We start from the raw sequence: 14,071 nt of genomic DNA, 5'->3' as shown, positions 1-14,071 counted from the left end.
CAGTAGATCTTTTTTTAATGCTTTTGATAATGCTGATGCTAATTCAAAATCGTCTCGAATTTCATATTATCATATTCTACTACCTTTAGAGACTTAGAATAATTTAGAAGAAAATCTATTGTTTTTCTAGTAGGTACTAAATTTGTTTCTTCTTTTTTTGATGATTTAAAGTAAAATTTTTCCATATTATAAATAATCTTAAATGTTTTCGATTTAAAATTATAACGGACATAATTTCACTTTATTGCATGAGCGAGTTATTAATTTGTTAAAATAATATTATTTTTTTCAATTACCTTTCTTAAGTTGATCAAGGCATATCTCATTCTTCCAAGTGCAGTATTGATACTAACCCCCGTTTTATCAGATATTTCTTTAAAACTCATATCCTTATACATACGCATAATCAAAACTTCTTTTTGATCTTCGGGTAATTCCTGGATAAGATTTCTCAAATCTTCTTCTACTTGATCTTTAATTAATCTTCTTTCGGCATTAAGATTACCATCACTAATTACAGAGAAGATACTAAACTCTCCATTATCTTCGAATTTTGGCATACGGTTGCCTTTTCTAAAGTGATCTATTACCAAATTATGAGCAATACGCATTACCCAAGGAAGAAATTTTCCTTCTTCATTATATTTTCCATTCTTTAATGTACGTATAACTTTAATAAAAGTATCTTGAAAAATATCTTCTGCGACATCTCTATCAAAAACTTTAGAATAAATGAAACTATATATACGTTGCTTATGACGCTCGATGAGAATAGAAAGAGCGTTTTCGTCTCCTTTGATGTAGTTAACAACCAGAACAGAATCTGGAATGACTTGATTTTCCATACCTATGCTTTAATTTTTAATACCAACAAGCTTGGGGCTCGCAGCTATGTTAAACTTAAAAAGTAAAGGTATACTATAGGCTTTTGTATTGGTTTTTAGTCGATTTTACGGTGCTAATATAATAACTATCTGTGAATAACAAACAATTTCTTGTTAATTTTTTAACTACACATTCGATCTATTTGTGTTATTAAACTTGTTCTGTATTCATTATATTTGCGCTCTTACCGCATATTTACTATGATTCAAGACATTACAACACTCGATCCTAAAAGTAACATTATTATAAAAGGCGCTAAACTTCATAACTTAAAAGATTTAGATGCTGTTATACCAAGAAACAAATTAGTTGTGATTACCGGATTATCCGGCTCTGGAAAATCCAGTCTGGCTTTTGATACACTCTATGCAGAAGGACAAAGGCGCTATGTAGAAAGTCTTTCTTCGTATGCAAGACAATTTCTTGGTCGTCTTAATAAACCAAAAGTAGATTATATAAAAGGAATTGCTCCTGCTATAGCCATAGAACAAAAAGTAAACTCTACAAATCCAAGATCTACAGTAGGGACAACTACAGAGATTTATGATTATTTAAAATTGCTATATGCTCGTATTGGTAAAACCTACTCCCCTATTTCTGGTGATCAGGTAAAAAAAGACAATGTTACAGATGTTATAGAATACATAAAATCTTTTGAAGACGGCGAAAAATTATTGTTGTTAGCTCCGATTCTATTAGAAAACGGACGCACATTAGAAGGAAAATTAAAAGTATTACAACAACAAGGATACTCTCGTATCAAAGTAAATAAAGAGGTTGTAAGGATCGAAGAAACAGATGTGAAGGAGAATGACGAAGTATTTTTAGTTGTTGATCGAATCATAAAGCGAGAAGAAGAAGATTTTTATAATAGGTTGGCAGATGCTATTGATTCTACTTTTTTTGAAGGCAAAGGTACCTGCTACATCGAAACACTGAAAGATAAAAGTCTCAGACAATTCAGCAATAAGTTTGAATTAGATGGCATGACATTTTTAGAACCCAATGTACATCTATTTAGTTTTAATAACCCTTATGGAGCCTGCCCCGAATGTGAAGGGTATGGAGATATTATTGGTATAGACGAAGATTTAGTAATACCTAATACTGCATTGAGTGTGTATGAAGGTGCTGTTTTTCCTTGGCGTGGCGATAGTATGGGATGGTACAAAGATCAATTGGTAAATAGCGCTTACAAATTTGATTTTCCTATACACAAACCTTATTTTGAACTCTCTGAAGAGCACAAGGAATTATTGTGGAATGGTAATGAATATTTTGAAGGTATAAATAGCTTTTTTGAAGAACTTGAAGCCAAAGCCTATAAAATTCAAAATAGAGTAATGCTTTCGCGCTATCGCGGAAAAACAAAATGCCCTACTTGTAAAGGAAAAAGATTACGTTCTGAAGCTGGTTTTGTAAAAATCAATGGCACTACAATAACAGATTTGGTAGAAAAACCCCTTGGCGAGTTAGTAGATTTTTTTAAGAACCTTACATTAAGTGAATATGACGCAAAAATTGCAAAAAGACTACTCAAAGAAATCAATAGCCGTTTAGAGTTTTTACAAAATGTAGGCTTAACTTATCTCACGCTTAATCGTAAATCTAATTCATTATCTGGTGGAGAATCTCAACGAATCAATCTGGCTACTTCTTTGGGTAGTAGTCTTGTAGGATCAATGTATATTCTTGATGAGCCTAGTATAGGATTACACCCAAAAGATACCGAAAAGTTAATAAAAGTATTACAATCCTTACGTGATTTGGGCAATACAGTTATTGTTGTAGAACATGATGAAGATATTATGAAAGCTGCAGATGAGATCATTGATATTGGTCCAGAAGCAGGTACCTTTGGGGGACACGTAGTAGCAACAGGTAATTTTGATAACATCCTTAAAGCAGATTCCCTTACTGCCAAATATCTAAATGGTTCTCTTGAGATAGAAGTTCCTAAAACCAGAAGATCATCAAAATATTATCTTGAGATCATCGGTGCAAGAGAAAACAACCTGAAAAATATAGATGTCAAAATTCCATTAGGTATGTTTACAGCTATTACCGGGGTTTCAGGTAGTGGAAAAAGTACATTAGTAAAAAAGATTGTCTACCCTTCTATTCTCAAAGAACTGGGAGGTTATGGAGAAAAAGCCGGGCAATTTACTGAGATAAAAGGAAATTACAGTAATATTAAACATGTAGAGTTTGTAGACCAAAACCCTATCGGAAGATCATCCAGATCCAATCCCGTGACTTATATCAAAGCTTATGATGATATTCGTAATCTATTAGCTAATCAAAAGTTATCAAAAATACGTAATTATAAGGCAAAACATTTTTCATTCAATGTAGATGGTGGTCGATGTGAGACTTGTAAAGGAGAGGGAGAAGTAACAATTGAAATGCAGTTTATGGCAGATGTACATCTAGTATGTGAAACCTGTGGAGGTAAGCGTTTCAAAAAAGATATTCTCGAAGTCACTTTTCAAGACAAAAACATTCATGATATCTTGTCTATGACTATTGATGAAGCTATTGATTTTTTTGCAGAACATAAGCAAACTAAAATTCAGAGAAAATTACAACCATTACAAGACGTTGGTTTAGGATATGTTCAATTAGGTCAAAGCTCTTCTACCCTTTCTGGCGGAGAAGCACAACGTATTAAGTTAGCATCATTTTTAGTAAAAGGTAATACCAAAGACAAAGCCTTATTTATATTTGATGAACCTACTACCGGATTGCATTTTCATGATATCAAAAAGCTTCTGAAATCTTTTACAGAATTAATTGAACGTGGACATTCTATTTTGGTCATAGAACATAATCTGGATCTTGTAAAATGTGCTGATCACGTTATTGATTTGGGGTTAGAAGGAGGTAAAAATGGAGGCAGTATCATTGCACAAGGTACACCCGAAAAAATTATAAAAAATGAATCATCATATACAGGACAATTTTTAAAAGAAAAATTATAGACTACTACGAGACAAAATCTCAAAACATTTTAGATATTGATCATTGAATAAATCCTGAAGAAAATATTAACATAATTCTAATACTTCTTCTTGTAATGTGATAGAATTCGCTACGGCTAATGGTTTTTAATTTAAAAACAATACAAATGTCACTTACACAAGAATTACAAGCCAAAGCAAAGTTTGCAGCTGAAAATTATCCAGAAGCTATTTTGAAAATTATGAGTAATGGAATAGAAGAACTTAAAGATGATAAATTAGTTTCTAAAGCGCTAAAAGCAGGCGATACAATACCCCAAATTACATTACCCAATGCAGCAGGTAAAGACGTTTCTATACAGGAAATACTATTAAATCAAAAAGTAGTATTATCATTTTACAGAGGTGGTTGGTGTCCTTATTGCAATTTGGAATTAAAAGCATTACAAACTGCGCTTCCTGAGTTTGAGAAACATGGTGCAACATTAGTTGCAATAAGCCCTGAGACTCCAGATAATTCTCTAACAACTTCAGAAAAAAACAATCTGAGTTTCGAGGTACTTTCTGATCTTGACAACAAAGTAGCTGAAGCCTTTAATCTCGTATTTACATTACCTGAAAATCTTGTAGAAGTATATAATAACTTTAATATAGATTTAGAAAAAAGTAATGGAAATAGCAGACAACAACTCCCTATAGCTGCTACTTATGTAATTGATCAAGATGGTACTATACTTTATGATTTCATAAAAGAAGATTATAAAGAAAGAGCTGACCCTGAAGAAATAATTAACTTCCTAAAAGACAAATAATTATCATTAGAAACTCATAACTTATATATTTTTGGCATGCCATTTGGTTCTCTTTGATGTATAATAAACAACCAAAAGCTAGTAAGTATAATTTCAAAAGTATATGAGTTATGAGAAAAATAGTACTTTTTATTACAGCTTTGTTAACTCTGGGAACTGCTAAACAGGCAATTGCCAACGATAAACAAATTAAAAAAGAAATAATTACAAAAAGACATCCTAAGCAAGTACAACCTATCGTCTTTTTGCAGAAAGGGATAAAGTTCTTTATTTATCCTGATGGTAGCATAGATTATCGAGTACCAAAAAAACATCAAAATCGTCATTGGAGAAATATTCCATACCCTACTCCGGGAGAATATAGACACAATAACCGCAGAAATTCTTTTATAACATATGATTACTACGGTAGACTTAAAAGAGTAGGAAACATATATATTAATTATGACCGATACCATAGAGCAAGTAGGATTGGTAATGTTATTATTCGATATAACAGAAGAGGACTCGTTCGCCAAATAGGAGGTTTAACTATATACTATAATAGATACAATCAAGTCAGATATACAGAAGGTCATATATATCATAATGGATGTGGATACTGTGATATAAGTAACTGTAATATTGATCATCCCCCTTATTATCGACAACATTCAAAACATCAGAATCATTATAAATATCAAAATAGAAAAAGAAAGAAAAGATATGATGACGATGATGATGATTAAAGATTGAGATTAGTTATTAAAAGATCCGTTACCTCAAATATTAGGTAGCGGATTTTTTTATGTAAAGTATGGTTTAGTTATTCCTGCACATTGTTTACATCCATATTTGGTGAAAGGGTGTACAGATAAAATACTTTTACCGAGAGTTGCTTTTAAGAAAAAGAAAATTCAATTTGGTAGGGCAAATACTTAAAAGGTAGAAGAGTAAAACTTTTTCTACAAACATCAAAACTTGTTGTTTTTTTCATGTCATTAATAATATCTCAAAACAACAAATATATTTAACTCCCTGTATTTCAAAATTTTATTTTTTTGGCACGTTGCTTGATAAGTATATTACGAGAATGAAAAACAAATTTCTATCTCATATTAAAACCACAGGTTATGAAAAATTTTGTTTTACTTTTTACAGGCTTATTATTTGCAACTTTTACTGCAAATGCATCAGAGACAAATACAAATTCTTACGCCAGACATTATGATGGTAGATCCTTTATTTTTAATGAAGGTGGTGTCGAATTTTCTGTTTACGCAGATGGACAATTTGATTTTTATCTTAATGGTCGAAGAAATGGTGTGAGTGTTAATGTAAATACTCCTGGAGTAAACATTAGTTTTAATTCTGGATATAATTATGATGCTTTTGTACAGTATGATGATTATGGGGCTGTTGTACAAGTAGAAGATACTCCTATTTTTTATGATCACTATGGTAGAATTATACAGGCAGGAGACGTATATATCAATTATAATCGTTTTGGAAGAATTGCAAGAGTTGGTGGTTTGTATGTAAACTACAACAGATATGGTAATTTTTTAAACTGTACAGGATATATTAATGTTTATAACAGACATTATGTATATAGGCCATATCATGCTTACTTTACAGTACCTGTAGCAACAAGATGTATTGTATATAACAGACCATACAGAAGGTTTTATTCTCCATATCGATATTCATATTCGGTATATAGAAGAAATTATTATAATGGTTATTACCAAAGACCATATAGAAGCAGAAATTATTACAGACCAAACAGTAGAATAGCAAGCTATAATAGAGGATATAGAGTATCAAAAGCGAGAAACCTTGATTATAGAAATAGAAGTCGAAGATCTTCTATGTATAAAAGAAACGATAGCAATTATCAAAACCTTTCGAGAAGTAGAAGTAGGTCTAATAATTATAATAATGCTTCACGTAGTCGTAGTACTAAATATGCAAATAGAAATAATACATCAAGAAGCAGATCTAATTATGGTACTCAAAAAGTATCAAACACAAGATCAAATCGTTCAAGTATTAATAGGAATACAAGTAGATCAAGAAGTACATCTGTAACCCCTAATACGGTAAAAAGAGATCGTCAATATACACAGAGATCTAGATCTAACTATAATTCTTCTCCTACAAACAAAAAGGATCAAAGAAGCAGAAGTGCTATTGCTAGTAGAAGTTACAAAAAAGATAGTCGTAATACCTATAGCACTAGAAACAGAACACAAAATTCGTCGAGTAGAGCGAACAAAGCGCAAAGAAGTACATCTAGAAATCATGGAAAAAATGTAACAAATCGCTCTAACAATAGTCAATATAGAAGTAGAGGTTCTAATACATCTAGAAACTCTTCTTATAGACAAAGAGGCAATTCTTCAAGCAAAAGTTCGGGAGCAAACTATTCTCGCTCTCGTTCTGCAAGAAGTAGAGGCTAAAAGTCACAATAGATATTTAATTTTTTGGTTGGTTAGTTGGAAAATCCCCTCGAGTAGATGTATTACACCTCGGGGGATTTTCTTATGTATTAAGTTTTACTTCAAAAACTAAAACCTTAGGAAAAACATAATCATTTTGAATCTGTCTCAATTTAAATTTTAATATTAAACCGATCCAAAAAAAACTTTTTGATCAGATGATTAATATCCGAAGATATTTGTAAGACATATATAACCAAAGTAAAAGCTATGCATATAAAAATGCTTTTGATGATAATACTAATAATCGGATGAAAAAATGTAAATTCTAAATAGTAGAATAAAAAAGTAAATCCAATAATAATTATCAAAGAAGGTAATGTCTTTTTTGAAAAAGGAAACATATTGAATTTTGCATACACAATCCAAAGTTTGATCAGGTGATAACAAGAGATAGAAAGAAATGTAGCAATAGCTGCGCCTGTAGTTCCTATCGTTGGAATAAAAATCATATTTAGTACTACGGTCAAAATAGACATCCCAATACCTATAGATAAAACTATTCTGTAGTAATCCGAATTATATAGTATAGAATTATTATTTCCTACAAGATTATCAAACAGTTTGGTACAACCTATAAAAACAACTACCCAAATGAACAAGGTATATTCTTCGGGAATGATTTCAAATAATTGATTGACATTGCAAACGATAAGCACAAATAATAAGCCACTCGTTATAAAAAGGTTCAAAGAACTTTTTTTATACAACTCCCCTAACTGTATATTAGCCTTTTCGTTAATTAACTTTGCCGTTAGCGGATATGTAATTTGATGCATTGCCCTAGAAGGTATACTTATTACACTTGCAATATAAGCGCACATACCATAATTGGCTACATTCTCTATAGGCAAATATCGTTCGATCATTGCCTTATCAAGATCAATGAGTAATGAAGCAACAGAGCCTGCAATTAATATCAATGAAGAATATTTGAAAACAGATTTATAATTATCCGGAAGCACAAGACGAGGAACAAAACGATGTAGCTTTATCGCATATAATTTCATGATTATCGTTCTGAGAAGGTATACTAAAACCAATGCATAAATAAAATGTTCTTGGGTGATCATTTCAAAATATAGAAGGCATAGCAATACACTAATACATATACGAAGAAAGAGTTCTTTCATAATATTCCCAAAAACACTCTTTAGCTTTACTTTAGACCAGGCAAAAAACACCTCAAAATAACTGATTGCAAAAGCTAATACAAAAATGGTCCACACATATGGTTGTACAATGGTGTTTTTATCTTCAAAAAGACCAAGAATACTGTTATAAAATAGTAATCCAATACCTCCTAAAAAAAGAGCTACACAAAATGGCAGGATCACCATTAGAGTCAAAAATCTATTTTGTTGTTCACTATCCTGATATGAGGAGAAAAATTTAACTAAAGTGTTCTGTACCCCAAAAATCATTAGTGGCCACACCAGATTAGCAGCAGAAAGTAGATAAGAAACCAATCCATAATGTTCTGCATCCATAAAATTAGTGAACAAGAAAAGGGTATTCACGGCTCCGATACCAAAGCCAAAACATGTGATAATCGTATTTTTTATAGATTGTGTAACAACGACACCCATACTTTTCATTTCAAAGCGGTAAAAGTACAAAATAATACCAGTAGCATGAGTATAACCGTTTTGATAAAAAAAAGACACGCCAAAACGTGTCCCTTTTTTCTAGTATGCAATTTTACAACAAAAATTATCTGGGACAAGAATCATCCCCAGAGATGGTCCAATTTTTATCGTTTATTAAACTGCTTCTAGCTGAAGATGCATCACAATAGATAAGACCTACTGCTCCTAAAGTTACATTAGACTGTAAGCCTGGTAATGCCGCCCATGCTGTTAGTAATTTATCATAATTCATTGTAGAAATTTTAGTATCGTCAAGCATTTTAAACATATTAATAACTTTGCTAACATTCCATTGACTTAAATCTCCCTCAAAGGCATTGGCTTCAAAAAACATACGATTCATACTATTCACATTACTTACATCCCACTGACTGATATCTCCATTAAAAGAACGGGCTTCTAAAAACATAGCATTCATATTTATAACAGAACTTACATTCCACCGACTTATATCTCCATTAAACGCAGTGGCACCTAGAAACATTTCCCTCATATCTGTAACCGAACTTACATCCCACTGACTAATATCTCCATTAAACTCGGTAGCTCCATCAAACATATTTCTCATAGTTTCAACTTTACTCACATCCCACTGACTGATATCTCCATTGAATGCTGTTCCACCAAATACCCCTCCCATATCTTCGATACTACTTACATCCCAATCATTAAGATTAGCAGCATTAAATTTGACGCAACCTGCAAACATATTCCTCATATCAGTTACCTTAGAAAGGTTAGGTTTATCTTTGGCATTATATACTAAATTTTCACATCCAGAAAATGCATCGACAAAAGATTCCCATTTTATTTCTCCCCATTGTTCTATACTTTGTAATTTAGGAGCAGAAGAAACTACATTTGATATTCTAATAGTTGGAAATGCTCCGATTATTGATACAGTATAAGTCCCTGGTGTTACGTACTTATGATTAACTGTAGTTGTTTGGTTATTTTCAACTGTACCATCACCCCAATCAATCGTAAAATTATAAGTTGTTAAAACATTATCCAATTGAACTGTAACAACTTCATCAGCTGTCGTAGTTTTCCAGGTAGTAATAAAAGGTTCAACAACGTTTTCTACTGTAATTGTGATCACAGCATTGGTCTTATTTGAACCATCAGATACTTCTATGGTAATTTCATGAGAAGTTACTTGTTCAAAATCAAGATTTTTTCCGGCTGCAAGACTTAGCTCTCCCTTATCGGTAAGCTCAAAAAGATCCTCATTATTTTGGGTTAGTGAAAAGACTAAATTATCCTCTTCAGCATCAGTAGCCGTAACAGTTCCTATCACGATATCATCAGCAATATCTTCTTTTATAGTAAACGTTTGAGCTACTACTACAGGAGCTTCATTATTGGCTACCGGTGGATCAGTTGGTTCTGCAACAGGTTGGGTGTCATCATCATTACTACATCCTATAGATAGGAGCATAAATAATGATAGTATCGAAATCCTTACTTTTACTTGTTTTGTTTTCATCATTTTGTATTAATTTTTGAGGCTAACTAATTGTTTTTAATTGATAGTATTTTTAAAATTTCAAACAAACGTAGTAAGACTTTTATATGAAAATGATGTTGTTTTTTATCTGTAAGCAAATTTGAAAGATTTGCTAGGCCTAATTTTATATTCGTAATTATTAGGATATAAATCACTTCTTATTATGTCTCAATTTATATTTCTTAATCTATCAGGTGTAAATAACTTATTACATTTGTATACCACTTTAATGACCTTATAAGAATAAATCATCAAAAAAATAAACTAGTATTACCGATAACAATTTGATTCATCATTTACTATACATGAAAAAAATTACATTCTTAGCTATCGCTTGCTTGATCAACTATTATGGTTTCACTCAAGATGAAAAAAAAATAGATTCATTGTTAAAAAGAATTGAATCTAAAGTTTCTGAAAAAGAAAAAATAAACCTTAATGTACTATTAGCTAAAGAATATTCTTTTTCAGACTCTACTAAAACATCCATATATGCTAAAAAAGCAATAATGTTAGCTGAAGAAATTGATTTTTCTGAAGGTATTGCTGATGCATACTATGAAATAGGATGGAGTAAAATAGAGCATAGTGCTCCTTATCGTGAAGCAATTAAACCATTTGAATTATCTCTTAAATATTCAGAGGTTTCAAATTATTATTCAGGAATAATAAATGCCTTTAATGGTTTAGGGATAATACATAAAAATGTAGGGAAGTATGATAAAGCCGTTAACTTTTATAAAAAAGCTTTAAAAATTCAAGAAGAACAGCAAATTGATACCGATTTAGCAAGTAGTTACAACAATCTTGGGATAGTTTATAAATTACAAGGAAAATATATTGATGCCCTGGAATATTATAATAAAACTTTACAAATCGATTTAGAAAGTGATAATAAGAATTACATTGCTGGAAGTTATGCCAATATTGGTATTATATATAAAATGTCTGGAAATTATCCCAAAGCACTAGAATATTATTTTCAGTCCTTAAAAATTAGTGAGGAACTAGGCAACCAAAAATATATTGCAAATAACTATAACAATATTGGCGGCTTATATCATGAACAAAATGATTATCAATCTGCATTGAAGTATCACTTGAAGTCACTAAATATGAGAAAACAAATTAATGATAAAAAAGGAATTGCTACAAATTATTTAAATATAGGACTTGCTTATAGTGCATTAAATGATCATGAAAAAGCTTATAGTTATCAATTAAAAGCTCTAGAATTACAAAAAGAATTAGGAAATAAAAGAGAGATCGCAACTGCACAAATAAACATTGGTAAAAACTTTATAGAAGCAAAAAAATATAGTGAAGCCATTCCGTTTTTAAAAAAAGGTATTAGTGCAAGTAATGAAATAGAAACAACCGATATTTCTATTTCAGGAATGAATTTATTGGGTGAATCTTTGCTTGAATTAGGAAAATATCAACAAGCTGAAAAAATTTTAAGCGAAAGCGCCTTAAAAGCTAAAGAGATAGGTCTTCTTAAAGAAACAGGAATCGCATCTGAAAACTTGGCCAAGGCTCAAAGCGCATCAGGCAATCATAAAGCAGCTCTCAAATCTTATGAATTATACCATACAATCTACGATTCTCTCTTAGGAGAAGAAAAAGCAAAACAGATTTCTCAATTACAAATTCAATACAATACCGAGAAGAAAGAACAAGAAATCAAAAGTTTAGCACAACAAGCCTCTATTCAATCTTTAGAATTGAAACAAGCTAATTTAAGTAAGACCATTTACGCCGCAATAGCTATATTTATTTTGTTAATCGCGGCAGTTCTATTTTTAATAAACAAGCAAAAACAACTTCAACTATTACAAAAATCACAAAATATTGAACAAAATCTGTTACGAGTACAAATGAACCCTCATTTCATCTTTAATGCCATGACCTCTATACAGGATTATATGAATAAAGGAGATAGCAAACAGGCGGGTTTATATCTTGTAAAATTCTCTAAGTTAATTCGACAAGTATTAGATAATTCAAGAAATGAATTTATATCTCTTGAGCAAGAAATCAATATGCTAGAAAACTATTTAAGCATACAAAATTTGAATAGAGAATATCCTTTTACATACTCTATAGAACTAGAAGAAGGTTTAGACGCCGAAGAAATTGCCATCCCCCCTATGTTTGCACAACCCTTTATAGAAAATGCTGTAAAACATGGCATTACATCTGTAAAAGGAAATGCCAAAATCCAAATCCTGTTCGCTAAAGAAAATGATGACTTGATTGTAAAAATTTTTGATAATGGAATAGGAATAAAAGAAACCATGAAGATCGAAAAAAAGGATCACAGATCACATGCTATAAAAATTACTGAAGAACGAATAGAATTATATCGCAGAATGCAAAAGAAAAGAATTGATTTTGATATTAAAAACCTTTCACAAGGAACAGAAATAACGTTCAATTTACCATTTCAATATATTTAATTACAAATGGTGAAGTATTCAATATTATTTAGAAATTAGTTTTAGATGTTTTGACAACTCTCTTGTAAGTTCTCTCCTACTATATTTCTCGATTCCTGTAACATTAGAAATCAATGCTCCTTTTTGATAGGCTTCAAAATATTGAAGTAACTGCTTTTTGATTTCCTGATATTCATGATATTCAAAAAAACTTCCCGATTGTGTCTCTTTAATCAATACAGAAATATCTGCATCCTTTGGTCCCAAAGCCAAAATTGGTCGTTTAGAAACCATATATTCAAACAACTTCCCCGGTATGATACATTTGGTTTCCTTACTATCTATCTCTATCAACAACAATACCTGAGTATTTCTTTGGATTTCTATTGCTTCTTGATGTGAAACATATCCTTTTAGGTCAACAAAATCAGATAATCCTGCTTCTTTAATTGATGCCAATACTTCATCACTAACAGCACCTACTAATTGCAATACAACTGCCTCAGCAAAAGCCTGATTTTCTATTGTTAATTCATGAATCGCTTTCCAGAGGTTTTGAGGATTACGACCTGATAATAGTGACCCAATATGTGATATTGTAAATTTTTTGTCTAATGTAATATCTGAAACATATTCTATATCATACCCATTTGTAATAACAGCAACAGGAGTGTTTGAAATAGCTTCAAACTCTTTTTTTGTCGTAAAACTGGTTACAATAATTTGATCACTAGTAGACAACACTTGTTTTTCAAGAGTTTTATGTTTTGCAATGGATCTCTTTGTCAATTTTAATTTATCATGATATCCAATAGTAGTCCATGGATCTCTAAAATCTGTAACCCAGTTTACGTCTATTTGTTGTTTTAGGGTATATCCTATCAGATGAACACTATGTGGAGGACCAGTGGTGATTATAGTTTTAATATTATGTTTTGAGATGTAGTTTCTTAAAAAGTTGACTGATGGTTTCACCCAAAACTTACGGGCATCTGGGATAAAAAAATTACCTCGTATGTATAATAGTAACTTTTGAACGACAGATTGTTTTTCCTCTCCGGTAATAATCCCCTTACTGATTGTTTTAGTATCTTTTTTTGAAAAGAATTCTGCAAAACGATAGGGTTCAAATATTGGTTGCTTGAGAATCGTTATTCCTTCTGGGATTTTTGATGACAAAGAAGCATCTTCTAACGGATATGTCGGGTTTTCGGGAATATATACAATAGGTTCTATATCAAACGCTCTCAGGTATTTTACAAAAGTAAGCCATCGTTGTACTCCAGGGCCGCCTGCGGGAGGCCAATAGTATGTTATGATCAGAACTTTCAAAACAA

General features: G+C 31.3%; 9 protein-coding genes. 5 read left to right on the top strand and 4 right to left on the bottom strand.

Annotation, left to right across the window (positions count from 1 at the left end; genetic code table 11):
- Nucleotides 1-260: 260 nt before the first annotated feature.
- Complete coding sequence (locus FHK87_RS00180; RefSeq protein ID WP_140588364.1) at nucleotides 261-845, bottom strand: RNA polymerase sigma factor; 585 nt, start codon at nucleotides 843-845, stop codon at nucleotides 261-263.
- 240 nt (nucleotides 846-1,085) lie between these two features.
- Between FHK87_RS00180 and uvrA the strand changes: the two genes are divergently transcribed.
- From uvrA to FHK87_RS00160, 4 genes are all read left to right on the top strand, one after another.
- Complete coding sequence (uvrA, locus tag FHK87_RS00175) at nucleotides 1,086-3,866, top strand: excinuclease ABC subunit UvrA (protein ID WP_140588361.1); 2,781 nt, start codon at nucleotides 1,086-1,088, stop codon at nucleotides 3,864-3,866.
- 146 nt (nucleotides 3,867-4,012) lie between these two features.
- Nucleotides 4,013-4,657 carry a peroxiredoxin-like family protein gene (locus FHK87_RS00170; RefSeq protein WP_140588359.1) on the top strand — a complete coding sequence of 215 codons (645 nt, stop codon included), beginning with the start codon at nucleotides 4,013-4,015 and terminating at the stop codon, nucleotides 4,655-4,657.
- A gap of 110 nt (nucleotides 4,658-4,767) precedes the next feature.
- Nucleotides 4,768-5,385 (top strand): hypothetical protein, encoded by a 618-nt coding sequence (locus tag FHK87_RS00165; RefSeq protein WP_140588358.1) that lies wholly within the window; start codon nucleotides 4,768-4,770, stop codon nucleotides 5,383-5,385.
- Nucleotides 5,386-5,769: 384 nt separating this feature from the next.
- Entirely contained in the window at nucleotides 5,770-7,098 is a 1,329-nt protein-coding gene (locus FHK87_RS00160; RefSeq protein ID WP_140588356.1) for a hypothetical protein, read from the top strand.
- 152 nt (nucleotides 7,099-7,250) lie between these two features.
- On the opposite strand, the gene FHK87_RS00155 is transcribed toward FHK87_RS00160, so the two are convergent.
- Together FHK87_RS00155 and FHK87_RS00150 are read right to left on the bottom strand one after the other, a co-directional pair.
- Nucleotides 7,251-8,726: an oligosaccharide flippase family protein gene (locus FHK87_RS00155; protein WP_140588354.1), complete on the bottom strand. Its 1,476-nt coding sequence runs from the start codon at nucleotides 8,724-8,726 to the stop codon at nucleotides 7,251-7,253.
- Between the two features lie 124 nt (nucleotides 8,727-8,850).
- Nucleotides 8,851-10,278 carry a BspA family leucine-rich repeat surface protein gene (locus FHK87_RS00150; protein ID WP_140588351.1) on the bottom strand — a complete coding sequence of 476 codons (1,428 nt, stop codon included), beginning with the start codon at nucleotides 10,276-10,278 and terminating at the stop codon, nucleotides 8,851-8,853.
- 323 nt (nucleotides 10,279-10,601) lie between these two features.
- Here FHK87_RS00150 and FHK87_RS00145 point away from each other — a divergent pair, with 323 nt between their 5' ends.
- On the top strand, nucleotides 10,602-12,755 hold the full coding sequence (locus FHK87_RS00145; RefSeq protein WP_140588349.1) for a tetratricopeptide repeat protein: 2,154 nt from the start codon (nucleotides 10,602-10,604) through the stop codon (nucleotides 12,753-12,755).
- A 24-nt stretch (nucleotides 12,756-12,779) separates the two neighbouring features.
- Here the strand turns inward: FHK87_RS00145 and FHK87_RS00140 are convergent, their stop codons facing one another.
- Nucleotides 12,780-14,066, bottom strand: a complete 1,287-nt coding sequence (locus tag FHK87_RS00140) for a glycosyltransferase family protein (protein WP_140588346.1) — start codon at nucleotides 14,064-14,066, stop codon at nucleotides 12,780-12,782.
- Nucleotides 14,067-14,071 lie beyond the last annotated feature (5 nt).

It is taken from the genome of Aquimarina algicola (assembly GCF_006443095.1).
In the GTDB taxonomy this organism is placed as follows: Bacteria; Bacteroidota; Bacteroidia; order Flavobacteriales; family Flavobacteriaceae; genus Aquimarina; species Aquimarina algicola.
Note: the sequence above shows the minus strand (reverse complement) of the source record. Positions and strands in the feature narration are given on the sequence as shown.